The organism is Vibrio vulnificus CMCP6 (assembly GCF_000039765.1).
Taxonomy (GTDB): Bacteria; Pseudomonadota; Gammaproteobacteria; order Enterobacterales; family Vibrionaceae; genus Vibrio; species Vibrio vulnificus_B.
In genome coordinates this window covers 69,941-85,353 of the sequence record NC_004459.3, presented here as the reverse complement: position 1 = coordinate 85,353, position 15,413 = coordinate 69,941, and the positions used below count along the sequence as shown (strand labels likewise).

Genomic DNA, 15,413 nt, shown 5'->3' with positions numbered 1-15,413 from the left:
ACCATGAACAAATATCTACCGATTAACATTGTGCTGCAAGTGGCCAAAGAGTTTGATGGTAAGGAGTTGACTCAACTGACGATGCGACCTCCAACGACGAACGATGTCATTCTGTCTCAACACCACGCGACTCGAGTTCTGGCCGATGGTTCAAGCCACATGAATGAAGCAGAAGCAGAGATGCATCTGTTTGCGGCGCTAACAGGTACCACTCGAGAGTTTATCGGCCAACTGGAGTACTACGACTATACCCAGTTGGGAAAGGGTTACGACTGTTTCCTATTGCCACTGCCTCAGTATGCCGCCAGATGTGCCTTGCTCTTTCCCGATTCAGCAATGGAGTCTCACTCACCGAGCTCAGAAGCCTCAGCGTCGGAGAGCTCAGCGACTGGCTTGACGACTGCAGAAAGCTAATCGACGCACAATCTGACGACGATGATGAGTAGGAAATGCCATGACAGATAAAACTCAAACTGTCGGCATTGGAGTGGAAGCCCGGGTTGACCGAAGTGTCTCTCGGGCTTTTTCCGATGTGGAACAGCAAAACAAACGGTTGGGGCGAGAAACGCAAAAGCTCGAGCGCGATACGCGGCAGCTTGGCAACGAAAGTGTACAAACGGGTAGCCGAGTTGGTGGGCTGGGGCGCTCGATTGGCCGGACTCAAGCCAACTTAAAAAAATACGTTCAAAGCGTCGGACAAGCCATTCGTAAGAATGACTTGCTGCGCCGTTCTGCCACTGGCGCTGGCGAAGCGATTGATAACCTGGTTGGTAATCAGTGGTCAGCCTTGGCCACAGGCGCTGCAGGCGCGGGCTCTGCCGTCGCCGTGATGGGGCTTGAAGAACGTTATGAACGTTTAGGTATTCAAGCCGGAAAATCGCGTGAAGAGATGGCCGCTCTGCGCAAAGAGATGTTTGCGACTTCCCAGCAAGCGGACATTCGAGTCGATCAAGCCGAGATGCTTTCAGCTGTTGAGAAGATTGTTGAGAAGACGGGCGATCTCAAATTTGCACAAGAGAACATGGCTAACATTGGCCGAGTTATGCAAGCCACTGGTGCGGCTGGTTTGGATGTGGGCGAAATGTTTGCCGATATGCGCGATAAATTCGGCCTTAAAAATTCCGACGAGGTACTGAGTGCCATCGATACGTTAGTGGTGCAGGGCAAAGCGGGTGCATTTACCTTGCAAAACCTAGCTGCAGAAGGCGCATCGGTCTCCGCAGCCTATGCCGCAATGGGGCGAACTGGGCCGAAAGCGGTGCAAGAGATGGGGGCCATGTTACAAATCGCTCGGATGGGCTCTGGCTCTGCAGCAGAGGCCGCCAGTGCGATGGAATCCGTTTTAGCCGACATCACCGCCAATTATGAAGATATCGAAGCGCTTGGTATTCAGGTGTTTGATGAAGAAGCGCTGGCTCGTGGTGAGAAGAAGTTTCGAGATATTCCAAGCATTCTCAAAGAGATCATGGATGCAACGGATTCCGACATTACCCAGTACAGCGAACTCTTCGGCGATGAAGCCATGCGCATGATGAAAGTGCTGGCCAGTGCCGACGGTAAAACCAAGCTCAATGATTTCCTCGCTATTGATGGAGATGGCACTGCAGTACTGCAGGACTCTGCTCGAGCAGCGATGACGGCGAACGCTGCCATGATGAGCTTGAAAACCGCTTGGTTGAGCTTTGCTGATGACAACTTAGCCGAACCCATTGCCGCCGTGGCTGATGCGATTAACAGCATTGACCCTTCAACGATGCAAACCACGCTAAAAGTAGCGACCGGACTTGCGGCAACCTTGGCGGGGATATGGGCAACCCGCAAGGCAATGCGAGTTGGCAGCAGCATTATGGACTTTGTCCGTGGAGGCAGTGGTGGTGAGGGAGGCTCGCCAGATTTGCCAGGTTCTGCAGGCGTGCAAAAGGTTTATGTCACCAACATGCCAAGTGATGGTTTGCCCTCTTCCGGAGGCGGTCGCCGCCGCCGAGGTGGGCGAGGTCGGGCCGTTCGACCAAGAGCAGGGGCTTTAGGCAGTGCAGCAAACTTAGCGCGAAGCGGCGGATCATTGCTTTCTGGCGCTGCAAGAAAGTTGCCTTATCTAGGCGCCGCGCTCGGGATTGCAGATATCGGTGCTACCTTGATGGACAGCTCACTATCCGGTGCAGATAAATCTCGTGAAGTTGGCGGCACCATCGGCAACATGGGCGGCATGGCCGCAGGGGCGATGGCAGGCGCTGCTCTGGGGTCCGTTGTGCCGGTGATCGGCACGGCCATTGGTGGTGTTATCGGCGGTGCATTAGGTGGGCTCGGCGGAAGTAGCATTGGCCGCTGGATTGGTGGCTGGTTTGGTGGTGATGATAAGCCCAAAACTGAAGTGGCCGACTCTGCTAAGAGTGCTCAAGTTGTTGCCGCTTCGCCAAGTGTTTCCTCAGCCAAAACACCACCGTCAACCTTTGCGCCGGTATTCCATATAACCGGAGATGTGAGTAACGAACAGATCCAAAAACTGGAAGCAATGGTTATTCGAGTGAAAAAGCAGCTCGATAGACAAAGTCGCTCTGGCGGCCCAGCTTTCGCAGACTAGGAGAACTTATGGCAGATGTCATGATGGCGTTGGGTGATTACCGTTTTTCCATCAACACCGCAGCGCTGAAAAGCATTAGTGAAACCCACTCTTGGCGATGGACCGATCACAACGTCGCCGGAGCAAAACCCAAACCGCAGTTTATTGGCCCCGACCTTTCCTCGCTGCGCTTTATGGGCATTATCTACCCTCATTTTCGTGGCGGTTTAGAGCAAACCGACAAAATGAAAGCCGAAGGCGACAAAGGCGCGCCGCTGCGTTTGGTCGATGGTACAGGGCGCGATTGGGGCTACTGGACTATTCGCCAGCTGCAAGTCGAGAAGCAAGAGCTCTTTACCAAAGGGGTAGCAAGAAAAATCGAGTTCACCATTGAACTAAAAGAACATCCGGAAGGTGGCGCATGACAACTTACATCACCAAAGAAGGCGACCAGATTGACGATATCTCCGACCGTTATTACAACGGCTTACCAGGCGCGTATGAGCAGGTGTTAAAAGCAAACCGAGGGTTATCGGCTTTGCCGCACCCGTTGAAAGCGGGTATCGAGATACACCTGCCTAAACTTGAAGCGCCAACCGCCGAAGAGGAGATTAGCTTGTGGGATTAGCCGCGTTTAAAATCGTCGCCGATGGCAAAGACATCACCGATGTCATCAAGCCGCGCTTTATCAGTTTGAGCATTACCGATGAAGCCGGCACAAACTCAGACAGCTTCACACTGGTACTTGTGGACGATGGAAAAATTGCCTTTCCCAAGACTGAAGCCAAACTGCAGATCTCAACGGGCGAGAACAATAAGGCACTCACCAACCGAGGCACCTTTGTGGTGAACTCGGTGAAACTGAGCAGCCCAGAGCAAACCATCACCCTCTCGGGGGATGCGGCCAACCTATCCGGCGAGTTCAAAAACCAACGGGATCATACTTGGGAAAACACCACGCTCAAATCTTTGGTTGAGACCGTTGCTTCTCGATGCGGCTATCAACCAGCGGTGGCCGATGCCTATGCGTCGGTGGAAATCGTCCATCGTTTGCAGACAGGCCAGAGTGACGCCGACTTACTCACCGAACTGGCGGCAGAAAACAACGCCACTATGAAAGTGGCCCAAGACAAACTGGTGTTTTTCCCCAAAGGCGACAACCAAAGCGTGAGTGGTAAAACGCTCTCGGCCATTGCGGTTCGGCTTACCGACCAAGTGCAAGCGACGATTACCCTATCTGGTGCGGCCAAGTTTGATGCGGTTGTGGCCAAGTGGCGAGATACCGATTTAGCCGAAACCAAAACCGTGCGAGTGGGGGAAAGCTCCGGTAAAGCCAAAACCCTGAATACCCTGTTTCAAGATGAAGCGACCGCGCGTTCTGCCGCCGAAACCGAGCTGCACAATCTAAAACGAGCAGAGTACACCTTGGAGATAGATGAGTTGCCGTTCATTCCTGGCGTGATTGCCGAGCGCAATATTTCGCTCAGTGGTCATCACCGTTCCCAGTTTAACGGCGAGTGGATGTGTGAGAGCGTCACCGAAACGTTAGATGCAAACGGCCACTTACTCAGCGGCCGCTTTGTGGCTCCGAAAAACGAGATCGGACTTATTCCAGCTTTAAAGTAATGCATCTTGTTGTGTAGCGCTGGCGTCTAGTAATAATATAGTTTCATTACTTAAGTGAAGGTGAATGAGCCGATGTCAGAAAAGCTACATGCAATAGGATTTAAAGTTTTCAAACCTTATTTAGGCGAGGTGGACACAGAAATTGGTAAGCTAGCGGTTTTCAATTATGTTGTTCGCGCTAATTTAGACCTAATGAAATCTTTTAAAGGTGACATTGAGGGGCTGTCTGGGGAAGAATATCTTCGGTTATTGGCTCGGTTTACCTGCTACCCAATAGATACATTGTCAGAAGATAAACAAAGACCTGATAGCTATGTTTTAGACGAAGAACTCTGCGCTAAACTGAGCCGCAGCAGTCTAGAAAATATTGCAAGCTTAATTCTGAAAAAGGGAGAGGAGAAAACGAGCGGGAATGAGATGAACGCAATTGAAGCTCTTCATAAACGGCACGTGAAACAGCATAAAGATACTGTTTCTCGAGCGAAGACCTATGCTGAATCAGTCTTTTCTAATCAAATAGGCAAGCAGTACCAAGACCTAAACATATTAGGGAAGAGTTTAGAGGAACAGCTTAAAACTATTAAATCGAGTACCTATCTGGTTGATGATACCATTAAAAATATCATGCAGAGTTCGCCAGAGCAGGAGTGGATGCATAGATTAGCAACTCAAGGGAGTGTTGCTCGCGATACGTGGAGTGACTACGTGAAGTCTATTATTCCAAACTCCCCAACTAGTGATATTCAAAGCTTCCTATCCCAAGATAATCCAGCTCTATCGGCAGTTAAAAATATCGAGTACTTTGCTTCATTGCCGCCACACTTGAAAGCTATTCACGATATTATGCCTGCCAACCTAAAAAGCATAAATGACGCTGTATTAGCAGCGAATCAAGTTGGAAAAGCTGAGCATATTAAGCCAATTATCTCCTCTGAGTCTCATTTGGAACTTCCTACATTGTCAGACCTTGCATATACAGTCGGTCCAACAGCTGTTGATAGAACCAACGAACGATTGGATACGCTTATAGATGTCAGTATTGAGAACAACTCGTACATTCAAGAGCAAACTAATGTTCAACGCGAAACGGCGGAAGAGACCAAAAAATCTAGTGATGCAGCGAAGAAATTTTCTTGGTGGACGTTCATTATTTCCTTCATTGCGGCCGTTGCAACGGTCATTGGCGTGGCTTTAACTGTTTACAGTCTGTATCAAGATAAAGAGTTGGAAATTCAAAGAGCCTCATACGAAGAGTTATTGCAGCGGAAAAATAACGAGCTAGAAAAAATAAATCTTGAACTCGACAAACTGAAAGCAAAGTCATCAAGCCTAGAACAGACGCCAGAATTAGAGGCTAAGGCTCCGGTCTCTACCCCATCACCTTAATCAACTCCAACACCGCACTTTGCTGTTCATCGCTTAGCCCTGAAAACAGGGCTAGCAGTTCCTGCTCTCGTTCACTGGGCATAATTGGTTTCACCGGAGGCTGGCCCGTTAAATACCAGCTCACTGTAATCCCCAAAATCGAACACAAGCGTTCAACCTCACGTAGCGTTCTTGGCTGACGTGAGGTGGTTTCCCAGGATTTAATGGTATGCGGAGATTTGTGCATGGCCTTAGCAACCTGCTCCCTGGATAACCCCGCTGCCTTTCTCGCTTGTTTTAATCTTTGGCTCTTCATTTCGCTGCGCATCATACAGGGAAAAAAAACACCGCAAGGTGAAGGGAGACAATCCGTCTCTGATATTTAAGTCAGTGTCTACAGTTTCGCTATGTGAGCGATAGCACTGCAATCTACGTTGCAAAAATCAGTAAACTGTACGGCAAAAGAGAAAAACATAAATCAGGACGCAAATGGTTAGGTCATTCAATAAAAAAACGCCAGAGCAACAAGTGTTGGCTCTGGCGCTAGCACGTTTGGAACAAGCAGTAGAGAATCGACGTAAAGGTGATCAGTCACTTAATACATCGAAGGATGTTTCTATGGTGGCTTGTATCTCTTCTTCAGTCAGTTTGAGGCGTTCCGCCTGACGGTACACAGCAGTGATCACTCTTGCTCGTTGGTCGCTGGTGAGCGATGTTCCTAGCGTGTGCTCGCAATCGTCTACCAGACGAACGACGGCACGCATGATGGTGATATCCACCGGCTTCTCTGTGCGTTCACCACCTGTAAATTCAATTTCAGTTATGTGAGTTTCTACTCGTATGGTGTTTAGCATCGGGTTCATTTGTTCAAACATCAGGTAAGTACCGACTTGGCCTTGGATAACAGTTTCACGTTCTTCCTCGGTCAATTCTGGTACGAAGATGTGCCCACCGCCTTTGTGGTAATCATGCAGCAGATTGGTTAACACCTCATCACCTGGGCCAACCACAACGTGGACGATACGGTAATCAATCCATTTTCCTTTGAACTCGTATTGCCCTGGTTGCGTGAACACCACGCAGGCAATTCCACGGTATGAGCAGACATGTACCACCCACTCTTCTTCATGGAGCATGGCACAGACGTAGTCGGATAGAGCGTCAGCAGATTGGTAGTACTCAACGATATAAGGCGCACCTTCACCCGTCAGCAGCCAGTTCAGGTTAACGTTTTCGGCACGTCGGATGGCTTGGAGGAACTCAGGGCCAGGAATTCTGCCGCCAGAAAAAATGTGAGATATCGAAGCGCCAGTAAACCCCAAACTCTTTCCCCATGGAGTTTGTTTTCTATCTTTAAGAACGAAATTTAGACGCTCATCAAAAGAAAGATCCATTTTTTTACCTTCCTCGGCTTGTTTTGTTCCAGAAACGGATCTAGTATCTACATCGAACGTTAACAAAGTTAAATATCTGGAACTTTTGTTTTCAGTTAGCTTCAAAAATTGAGCTTAACATATTAGGAGTAACAAGTGGCTAATTTAAAAAATCCAAATGCGGATCTGGTTGCTACGCGTGATTTAGATTTAAGACGCAGAGTCGAGCGTTTAGCAACGTTAGATGAACGTAAACCGGCACAAATGACCCGGATTCTTCTGAAAAAAGCAGTAGCGGAGAAAGAGGAGGAGTTGGGATTGCCACCATTAAAGGAGGCGATGTGAACAGGTATTAAAAAACCCTTACCAACGGCAATCGGTAAGGGCCGTAGAAGTCTGAATTTCACAGTCAACCACTAGGATAACGAGCGAGGCGGCAACCTCTATGCTCACGGCTCCAACACCATTTCATCCTGAGGTAGATTGTAGCGCAGGCTTCAAAAAATGGAAACGTACCAATTTTTGAGGAGCTTACGATGCATACTGCTATCGTCCCATCACCTACCTGCGTTTTTCCGCAGGTGGTACATGCTTTGTACCAAACGCTAAAAGATTATGGCCATAACGAAACGGTTGAGCAGCACCTAAATAAAAGACCTGGTGTGTTGCTAAACGAGATCAACCCCAATCAAACCAGCCATAAACTGGGTTTGTTTGATGCTATTAAGCTGATGCAATTCACGGGGGATGTGCAAATTCTCCGCTCCATTGCTTCCGAGCTGAACCATTCCATCTACTTTCTTGGTGACTACCGAGCTATTTCCGACATGGAGCTGCTCAACTGTTACAGCCGTTGGCACGCCGAAATCGGCGATGTGAACCGCGCCATTGCTGATGCCCTCGAAGATGGGGACATCGAGCGCCATGAGTTCGATCGTATCGAACGCGAACTGCAAGAAACGTTTGCCGCGGCACTGGAGCTGCTCGAGCGTTTGCGCGCATTGGTTAACGGTTAATTCAACGGCGAAGCCAAAGGAGGTAGGCCATGACAACCCTAATTTCACACTCTCAAAACCAATCATCGACTCAGTTCTTTCTTCACTACTTTACTGAGCAGGAAGAGAAGCAGTTGTTTAACACGGTTAAGCAGACTTACGGCATTTATGCACAGCGTGATTATTACTGGATGCTGCTGATGCGCGAAACCGCCGTTCGCCTCGGTGTGCTGGCTGGCCCCGATGCCGATAAAGCCAAGCGTTTTAACCTGCCAATGCTCGGTTTAACGGTAGGTGAAGCGGAGCAAAGCCTTGAAGAAGGCTATCTGATTTACCGCAGTGAAAACGCCAAGAACCAGAAAAAACACCCGATTGCTCTCAACAAATCCGCCATTCATGCGCTCAAGCAGTTGCTGAAAATTCATGTCGAAATGAGCCAAGGCATTGAGTGGGATACCCCTCGTTTAGAGCGTCCGCTTTTTCTCAGCCGTAACCGTCAGGCGATGAGTCGCCGATCGTTTCAATCTCGCTTTTCGACTTGGTGCCGTTTGGCCAATGTGCCGGAAGGGACACCACACTGGCTGCGCCACAGTTGGGCTAAGCGCTATTTGGAACGCACCACATCACCGGATGCGCTTCGCCGTGTTCAGGCGGTGCTTGGTCATTCCAACATTGCGACTACCTCGGTGTATACCACGCCGGATCGTGAATCATTGTCGTCAGCTATGCGGGAGGCCAGCACATGTTTTCGCTAACTCAGCCGCGTCTGCAGCATATCTCGGCCGAGCACATTTGCCGTGGCCATGTGGTCAGTTTTGAGGGGAATCGTCATAACGCGTCGATTGTCGAGTGGTGTAAGGACAATGGCGCCAACGTGATTGTGAAATTGGTTGGCGAGGCGCCGATGTTGGTGAGTAAAGACCGCAGAGTTTCTATTTTTCAAACGCAGTTCTACTAGGAGAAACAGCATGGATTCAGCATCAGAATTACGTGAACGAGTCAAAATTATGCGCCGCAGTGCGATGGCCGCTGCGCTACGCAACATCAACCTTCATGTGTTTAAAGGTAAGGCTTCGACCAAACAGCTGAACGAATATGTGGCCGACCGTTTGGCGGTTGAACCGATTGATGTTCGTTTGTGGTTGATTAGCGAAGGCGTTCCAGAGAGGCACGTGGCAGGGTTGCTAGCTGTGCTGAATGAGAACTCGGTTTGGGCGCGCCATCAGCTGCTTCCCTCAGAGCGTTTAGCCAAAGCCTACGAGGAAGATCTTTATGCCTAACCCTGTTTTGGCCACCAAGCTTTCTGCACCGGAGCGTGCCTGCTTGTTCCGCTTGGAGCAACAAATGGTGCGCCAGCAGGGCTTTATCAACCGTCATGCGTTTATTGATGAGCAAGATGCTGTGTTCAACCAGTGGCTTGAGGCTGGACACATCAAACTCGACAGCAAAGAGCTGGACAATCTCCCCAAAGAGCAGGTTGAACAGCAGCAGCTGACGCACAGTTGCCATTTGAGCGTTGAGCTTTGGTTGGCATCTGCTTGTTTAAGGCGGTTGTATGCCTGCGACCTGTAAGCCCTATAAGGGTTGGCAATGTCCGCTTTGGTTTTCCGAGCCTGTTTTAACCCGTACGGCAATGCCGACCGTTATTTTAAGCGAGCTGCCAGCAGACAAGAAAAAACAGGTTTGGCAACGCATACAGCACGACTACGCACCGATGGCTGACCTGCTGAAATCTCAAGAGTTTCAGCAGGTAAAACAGAACTTAGAACGTCTTTTTGGCCCCGTCTCGATTGGGGTGGAACTACACAGAATTGGAGGCACGCTGTATGGCGTCCGCAGAACAACTAAAACAGATCATTAATTTACACGAGTTGGCTGACCGTTTAGGTATGGAAAGACCCGATCCATCCGGCAATTACCGCGCACCCAACCGCCCTGACAAGCACCCAAGCGTGAGCATTTTCGAGGCAGGTAAAGCCGGATACATGATGTGGAAAGATCATGCTTCCGGTGAAAAAGGCAGTTGTATCGACCTTGTGATTTATTGCGGTCAGGCGATGGATGCCAGTGAAGCGATGAAGTGGCTGCACGAAGAGTTCAATATTCCTACCGATGAGCTAGCCCCTCAGCAGCCTAAGCAGCAAAGCCAAATTGCGTGGGTTGCTGAGAAGCAGTTAGCGGTTGCGGGTGATGCAAGAGCCTATCTGATTGATGTGCGCGGCATTCCGGCCGATGTGGTGGATATGCTGCAAAAGCGCGGTGCATTTGGTTACAGCGATTGGACAAGCCCAAGCAAAAACCCTGGTGAGTTGGGTTACGGTGGCCCTGCCGTGACGTTCCCGAGCCGATGCCTATTTACCAATGAAGTGGTGGGGATAGATTTCCGATTTTTTGATCCTGCGCTAAATGGTGATAACAAAACCAAGGCGATGGGGGAAAAACGCGGCTTCCCGTACATCCCTGACAAAATGGCGCTTAGGCGTGCCAAAACCGTGATTGTGGTTGAATCTGCGATTAATGCTATCTCGGCGATTGCTGCTTACGATCCTAAGGGGAAAGGGAAAGTACCAGTGACGGCGATTGCGACTCGCGGTCTTGCGGTCGACGAAATCGACTGGCGATTCCTATCTGGCAAGCGTGTGGTTTGTTGTTTTGACAATGACCAGCCTATTGCGGAAGGGCCAAGAAAAGGCCACAGACCAGGGCCAGAGGCCGCGTGGATCGTGCACGAGCGATGCACGGCGCTCAACATTCCTTGTTACCTTGTTGATCAATCCGGTGGCAAATGGGACGAGATCAACGACCTTAACGATTATCTACGTAAACACGGTACGCAAATGACCAAGTATGCGCTGGATTACTTTGAGCCTTGGCTTATTGCAGGGCAAGAAGGGGAGTTTGAGAACTCCCAGTTTAAGCGCTTGCCGCTGCCACATCATGATCAATCACTGTACTGGCTGTTTCGAGTGAAGCCCGACTTTACCAGTTATTTGAAAATCGTGACCAATGAAGAAGGTGAGCAGAAGATCCCACAGGATGTGTGCTCGTTCCGCATTGCTGGCTTATCGAAAGTGACGATTTCATCGGCGAATTCAGCCATGACAGGCGAACCCGATTTGCAGCCGACGAAAGTATACTCAGCCACGATTCAAACGCCCGATTCACCGACGGAGCTAACCCGTTTTGTGCTCAAACGTGAGCAGCTTTACAACATCGATGTTTGGCGTCGGGTCGGCGGCGGGATTTTCAACCCGAGCAAGTTCACCCGAATGATCTCGATACTCGAGCGCGCCACCCACCTTGGCGAGCGCAACGCGGTCAATTTCGTTGGGCTTGCCTGGCACAATGGCCAAGCGATTTTAAACGAAGGACCGGACTCGTTCTTTACTGACCCAACGCAGCAGTGCCCATACCACAATTTGCAGTTTCCATCTGGCTCTCCAGAGCAGGGATTGCGTGTGATTGAAGCGTATCACGCCACATTCAAAAACAACGCGGCTTTGATGCTGTTGGTTTGGGGCTTGGGTGCGCACATCAAAACTTACTTAGGCTTTTGGCCTCATTACATGCTGAATGCAGGGAAAGGCGCGGGTAAATCGACGCTGGTTAAGTCGCTCGAGCGCACGTTGGCATTCACCATGTTTTCTGGCCAGAGCTTGAAAACCGAGTTCCGTTTGCTGACATCGATATCGCACACCTCTCACCCGGTCGGTTGGGAAGAGCTCTCCGCTCAGGGTCAAGGCGTAATTGATAAAGCGGTGGCCATGCTGCAAGAGAGCTACCAATACACCATCACTCGCCGTGGTACGGACATGACGGAGTTCTTGAGTATTGCGCCAGTGCTGTTGGCGGGTGAAGACGTGCCGGTGCAATCGTTGCTTGGCAAGCTGGTGCGTTCTGACTTGACCGGACGCAAGGGCGACATGATTCCCGATGAGTTGCCTCGTTTCCCTGTTAAAAACTGGATCCTGTACCTGACCTCTTACACTCGGCCACAAATGAAACGCGCTTATCGCGAGTGTGTTGATTACCTTTCGAAGCGTTGTATGGCTAAGCCTGACGACAACGGCGCGAACCGTATGCGTGATAACTATGCCTGTTTGATGCTGACGTGGCGTTTGCTGTGCGAATTCACGGGCGTTGCAAGTAACTATGGTCACTTTATTCAAGATTTGGTGACAGAGATGAATGCGCACATTCGCGAAACAGAAGCAGAGCGCGAGCCGTGGGTGTGGATTATGGAGCTTATCCTGGGCGAGATGGATGCTGGGCATTTCCGCCACCCGTTCTCTTTCGATTGGATTGAGGGCGAGCTGTGCTTGCTGGTTCGTACCAGCCACATCATGCAGCACATAAGCCAAAGCCCTGCATTGAAAGCCAAGTTTGACAGCTTGCCTGTGAAGAGCGATCGCATTCTGAAGAAGCAGCTCAAGGAGGCCAAAGTGGTGCTGAAAGATGGCCACGAGAAATCGATTAACGGCAAACGCGTTGCCAATTTTGTCGCCCTGGGCGTTGAGAACCTGCGCGAGTTCGGCCTGTTCCCAACCATTCCAGACGATGTTCGTGAGAAAGAAACTAACCAGTAAGGATATGACTAATGAAAAACCTAATGATTGACTTAGAGACAATGGGGAATAGCAGCAATGCAGCGATCGTCGCTATTGGTGCTTGTTTTTTCGAGCCTTCAACCGGAGAAATCGGAGAAAAATTCTCCCGTATTATTTCTCTAGAAAGCTCTCAAGAATGTGGATGTATTGATGCCAGTACAGTGCTTTGGTGGATGAAGCAAAGCAGTGATGCCCGAGCGGTATTGAATAGTTCAGAAGCACAAAATATCAATATTTCTCTGCATGAATTTCGAGAGTTTGTTAACAGTGGTTCAAGGCAACCGCTAGTTTGGGGCAATGGCTCATCATTTGACTGTGTAATTCTGAAAAACACGATTATCCAGTGCTTAGGTGAGCAGTTTGTACCTTGGCAGTTCTGGAATGAACGTGATGTTCGAACGATGGTTGACCTAGGAAAAAACCTACTTGGTTTTGATCCTAAGCGTGACATGCCTTTTGAAGGTGTTCGCCATGACGCCCTATCTGATGCAGTTCACCAGGCTAAGTATGTTTCAGCCATTTACCAACGCTTAGCCGAAAAGGTTAAGGAATGAGCCATGGCATACCATCAACTCAAGATTAAACCCGAGCACCTAGAAGCCATTATCGCTGGCGACAAAACCTTTGAAATTCGCAAGAACGACCGTGATTTCAAAGTAGGTGACCGAGTGACGCTGATTGAAACCAACGGAAAACGCTATCTCACTATCCGGATTAAGTACATCACTGATTACGCACAGCAAGATGGCTATGTCGTTTTCTCATTTGATTGGATCGAAGGAGGACTCATTGAATAACTACATTGCAGCTTACTTAAATGAAAATGGTGCGGTTTCGGTAAGTTCTAAAACGAACGAAGTCATTAATCTCGAGCTTGGGTCTTTTCCTAGCTTCAATGATGCTGTTGAGCATGCATGTGAGGTTTTGGAAGGACGTATTATCGCCGAGGGAGTACTCCATAGAGAAACTGGCTTTGGTGGCTTCCTGATTTGTAACGAAGAAGAGTTTGAACAACTCAGCCAAGAGGTAAAGAAAGATGCCTAAATCTAAGCAAAAACCCCTAAACCATGTCGCGAAAATGATCGTTGAAGTCTATGAAGAGGCAGGACTTGATCAACCTTATATCAACGGTAAAAAGCACGATATGAGTAGCCATGAGAATAAGTTCGAGACGTTGGCCAGCGCCATCAATCTCGATGCCGGCAATCGTAAGCGCTTGGCTGAAAAGCTAGGCATTTCCTCTCTGCACCTCGATGTCACTGTTCGAGTGCTTAATCATCATTGTTAGTACAAGTTGTAGAGACCGTAGAAGGTAAAGACCATGAAGAATCAATTAACGGATTTGAATGACCATTTGTTTGCTCAAATTGAACGTTTGGGTGATGAATCCTTAAAAGGTCCGGAACTGGAGATGGAAGTCGCTCGTTCAAAAGCCATCACTGCTGTATCTAATCAGATCGTCAACAATGCTCAGCTTGTTCTCGAAGGGGCGAAGTTTAAAGCCGAGTACGCAGGAAAGTATAAGGTTCCGATGATGGAGGACAAGCGACATGCCTAAAGGAGTCTGCCATCAATACACGGAAGAGCAGAAGACTTTTTTAAAGGACCATGCATTTCTTCCTCGGAAAGAACTTACTGAACAGTTCAACTCTAGGTTCGGTCTTGAACAGACTCAGAAAGCTATCTCTGCATACTGCAAGCGTTATGGCTGGTTAACTGGTCGAACGGGTTGTTTTGAAAAAGGTGAGTTGCCATGGAATACAGGTACCAAAGGAGTGTGTAAACCAAACACCGGAAGCTTTCAATCAGGTCAGGTACCACACAACAAAAAGCCTATTGGCCATGAACGTATTTGTTCAAAAGATGGATACATTCTTATCAACGTAGCGGAACAGAACCCGTATACCGGCGCGAAGACTCGCTATCGCCCTAAACACTATGTCATTTGGGAGCAAGAGCATGGTCCTGTCCCCAAGGGGATGATCTTGCGCTTTATTGATGGAGATAAGTTGAACTGCAAGTTATCCAATCTTGAATGTGTCTCTCAGTCTGTGAACTTGAGAATGAACCAAAACCGAGTTAACGACTTACCAAGCGAGCTGAAGGAAACCGGACGTTTGGTATCCAAACTCGAAGTCGCTACTTTTGAAACCAACAAACGCATTAATTAGAGGGCAATATTATGCACATATCAAATCTGCAACTTGTCTTGATGGCTGAAGTTGGCCAGCAGCAAATGACTGGTTATGACTTAGCAAAACGTTTACCAGCAAAAGGTTGGAAAGCGTCGCATCAGCAAATTTATCGTGAGCTGGCTAAACTTGAAACATTCGGTTTTTTGTCTCTGGAAGTGGTTCTGCAATCTGGAAAGCCCGATAAGAAGCTCTATCAGCTAACAGAAATGGGTAAACAGAAACTGACGGACGCGTTGGATGTTGAGCCTTCCATCTCACGTGTCCAGGATGAAACCTTGGCCCATTTGTTCCTAGCTAACGCGTACTATTTTGAGCAGTTGGAAGTTCAACTTACTCAAGCATTGGACAGTGCTCAAGAGCAGCTCGCAGAGAAAATGGCTCAACAGGAACAACTGTCCGTTCTCGCCATTACTCGAGAGTGTGATCGTTTGAAAACAGAGCTCAGTTGGGTGGCCGTAGTGCTTCAGAATATCGGCTCGGAGGTTAACTCGAAAGCGGCATAGGCGCCAAAACTATGCTCATGGCTCCAACTAAACCTATGGGAATCCAGTGATCATCCCATAGGTTTTTAAAGCCCTCTTGCGGCAACTTGAGGGCGAAGAAATAAACAATTTGAATGCAAGTTACTGAATTCAAAAAAGTCTGTAAATTTCATTCCATAGGTTCAGAGGTTTTTTCAAACGTCTGTGGGT

23 protein-coding genes are annotated in these 15,413 nt (G+C 48.9%); 21 read left to right on the top strand and 2 right to left on the bottom strand.

Annotated features, from left to right (window positions below; genetic code table 11):
• Nucleotides 1-3: 3 nt before the first annotated feature.
• From VV1_RS00410 to VV1_RS00385, 6 genes are all read left to right on the top strand, one after another.
• Nucleotides 4-414, top strand: coding sequence for a phage tail assembly protein (locus VV1_RS00410; protein ID WP_011078210.1), 411 nt, complete (start codon nucleotides 4-6; stop codon nucleotides 412-414).
• Nucleotides 415-454: 40 nt separating this feature from the next.
• Nucleotides 455-2,581, top strand: coding sequence for a phage tail tape measure protein (locus VV1_RS00405; RefSeq protein WP_011078209.1), 2,127 nt, complete (start codon nucleotides 455-457; stop codon nucleotides 2,579-2,581).
• 8 nt (nucleotides 2,582-2,589) lie between these two features.
• The gene (locus VV1_RS00400) at nucleotides 2,590-2,985 is read left to right on the top strand and encodes a phage tail protein (RefSeq protein WP_011078208.1); all 396 of its coding nucleotides are present in this window, start codon (nucleotides 2,590-2,592) and stop codon (nucleotides 2,983-2,985) included.
• Nucleotides 2,982-3,188: a tail protein X gene (locus tag VV1_RS00395; RefSeq protein WP_011078207.1), complete on the top strand. Its 207-nt coding sequence runs from the start codon at nucleotides 2,982-2,984 to the stop codon at nucleotides 3,186-3,188. The genes VV1_RS00400 and VV1_RS00395 overlap by 4 nt, the downstream gene beginning before the upstream one ends.
• Nucleotides 3,179-4,186 (top strand): phage late control D family protein, encoded by a 1,008-nt coding sequence (locus VV1_RS00390; RefSeq protein ID WP_011078206.1) that lies wholly within the window; start codon nucleotides 3,179-3,181, stop codon nucleotides 4,184-4,186. Before VV1_RS00395 ends, VV1_RS00390 begins: the two co-directional genes overlap by 10 nt.
• 72 nt (nucleotides 4,187-4,258) lie before the next feature.
• Nucleotides 4,259-5,572 (top strand): hypothetical protein, encoded by a 1,314-nt coding sequence (locus VV1_RS00385; protein WP_011078205.1) that lies wholly within the window; start codon nucleotides 4,259-4,261, stop codon nucleotides 5,570-5,572.
• Here VV1_RS00385 and VV1_RS00380 read toward each other — a convergent pair.
• Together VV1_RS00380 and VV1_RS00375 are read right to left on the bottom strand one after the other, a co-directional pair.
• A complete protein-coding gene (locus VV1_RS00380; protein ID WP_158306836.1) occupies nucleotides 5,556-5,867 on the bottom strand; it encodes a helix-turn-helix domain-containing protein in 312 nt (103 codons plus the stop codon). The genes VV1_RS00385 and VV1_RS00380 overlap by 17 nt on opposite strands.
• A 271-nt stretch (nucleotides 5,868-6,138) precedes the next feature.
• Nucleotides 6,139-6,945 carry a helix-turn-helix domain-containing protein gene (locus tag VV1_RS00375; RefSeq protein WP_011078203.1) on the bottom strand — a complete coding sequence of 269 codons (807 nt, stop codon included), beginning with the start codon at nucleotides 6,943-6,945 and terminating at the stop codon, nucleotides 6,139-6,141.
• Nucleotides 6,946-7,080: 135 nt separating this feature from the next.
• Here VV1_RS00375 and VV1_RS00370 point away from each other — a divergent pair, with 135 nt between their 5' ends.
• The 15 genes from VV1_RS00370 to VV1_RS00300 all read left to right on the top strand — a co-directional run bounded on the left by VV1_RS00370 (nucleotide 7,081) and on the right by VV1_RS00300 (nucleotide 15,224).
• Nucleotides 7,081-7,269: a hypothetical protein gene (locus tag VV1_RS00370; RefSeq protein ID WP_011078202.1), complete on the top strand. Its 189-nt coding sequence runs from the start codon at nucleotides 7,081-7,083 to the stop codon at nucleotides 7,267-7,269.
• A 191-nt stretch (nucleotides 7,270-7,460) separates the two neighbouring features.
• A complete protein-coding gene (locus VV1_RS00365) occupies nucleotides 7,461-7,940 on the top strand; it encodes a phage regulatory CII family protein (protein ID WP_011078201.1) in 480 nt (159 codons plus the stop codon).
• A 29-nt stretch (nucleotides 7,941-7,969) separates the two neighbouring features.
• On the top strand, nucleotides 7,970-8,674 hold the full coding sequence (locus tag VV1_RS00360) for a tyrosine-type recombinase/integrase (protein WP_011078200.1): 705 nt from the start codon (nucleotides 7,970-7,972) through the stop codon (nucleotides 8,672-8,674).
• Nucleotides 8,662-8,877, top strand: coding sequence for a hypothetical protein (locus VV1_RS00355; RefSeq protein ID WP_011078199.1), 216 nt, complete (start codon nucleotides 8,662-8,664; stop codon nucleotides 8,875-8,877). Before VV1_RS00360 ends, VV1_RS00355 begins: the two co-directional genes overlap by 13 nt.
• Nucleotides 8,878-8,887: 10 nt before the next feature.
• On the top strand, nucleotides 8,888-9,199 hold the full coding sequence (locus VV1_RS00350) for a hypothetical protein (protein WP_011078198.1): 312 nt from the start codon (nucleotides 8,888-8,890) through the stop codon (nucleotides 9,197-9,199).
• Nucleotides 9,192-9,491 (top strand): hypothetical protein, encoded by a 300-nt coding sequence (locus VV1_RS00345; RefSeq protein WP_011078197.1) that lies wholly within the window; start codon nucleotides 9,192-9,194, stop codon nucleotides 9,489-9,491. Before VV1_RS00350 ends, VV1_RS00345 begins: the two co-directional genes overlap by 8 nt.
• Nucleotides 9,475-9,780: a hypothetical protein gene (locus VV1_RS00340; protein ID WP_133295494.1), complete on the top strand. Its 306-nt coding sequence runs from the start codon at nucleotides 9,475-9,477 to the stop codon at nucleotides 9,778-9,780. Before VV1_RS00345 ends, VV1_RS00340 begins: the two co-directional genes overlap by 17 nt.
• On the top strand, nucleotides 9,746-12,505 hold the full coding sequence (locus tag VV1_RS00335) for a toprim domain-containing protein (protein WP_011078195.1): 2,760 nt from the start codon (nucleotides 9,746-9,748) through the stop codon (nucleotides 12,503-12,505). The genes VV1_RS00340 and VV1_RS00335 overlap by 35 nt, the downstream gene beginning before the upstream one ends.
• Before the next feature lie 11 nt (nucleotides 12,506-12,516).
• Nucleotides 12,517-13,080: a 3'-5' exonuclease gene (locus VV1_RS00330; RefSeq protein ID WP_011078194.1), complete on the top strand. Its 564-nt coding sequence runs from the start codon at nucleotides 12,517-12,519 to the stop codon at nucleotides 13,078-13,080.
• 3 nt (nucleotides 13,081-13,083) lie between these two features.
• On the top strand, nucleotides 13,084-13,323 hold the full coding sequence (locus VV1_RS00325; RefSeq protein ID WP_011078193.1) for a DUF3850 domain-containing protein: 240 nt from the start codon (nucleotides 13,084-13,086) through the stop codon (nucleotides 13,321-13,323).
• Nucleotides 13,316-13,570 (top strand): hypothetical protein, encoded by a 255-nt coding sequence (locus VV1_RS00320; protein ID WP_011078192.1) that lies wholly within the window; start codon nucleotides 13,316-13,318, stop codon nucleotides 13,568-13,570. Before VV1_RS00325 ends, VV1_RS00320 begins: the two co-directional genes overlap by 8 nt.
• Nucleotides 13,563-13,814 carry a hypothetical protein gene (locus VV1_RS00315; RefSeq protein ID WP_043920895.1) on the top strand — a complete coding sequence of 84 codons (252 nt, stop codon included), beginning with the start codon at nucleotides 13,563-13,565 and terminating at the stop codon, nucleotides 13,812-13,814. The genes VV1_RS00320 and VV1_RS00315 overlap by 8 nt, the downstream gene beginning before the upstream one ends.
• A 33-nt stretch (nucleotides 13,815-13,847) precedes the next feature.
• On the top strand, nucleotides 13,848-14,084 hold the full coding sequence (locus VV1_RS00310; protein ID WP_011078190.1) for a hypothetical protein: 237 nt from the start codon (nucleotides 13,848-13,850) through the stop codon (nucleotides 14,082-14,084).
• A complete protein-coding gene (locus tag VV1_RS00305) occupies nucleotides 14,077-14,697 on the top strand; it encodes an HNH endonuclease signature motif containing protein (RefSeq protein ID WP_011078189.1) in 621 nt (206 codons plus the stop codon). The genes VV1_RS00310 and VV1_RS00305 overlap by 8 nt, the downstream gene beginning before the upstream one ends.
• An 11-nt stretch (nucleotides 14,698-14,708) precedes the next feature.
• Entirely contained in the window at nucleotides 14,709-15,224 is a 516-nt protein-coding gene (locus VV1_RS00300; protein ID WP_011078188.1) for a PadR family transcriptional regulator, read from the top strand.
• Nucleotides 15,225-15,413 lie beyond the last annotated feature (189 nt).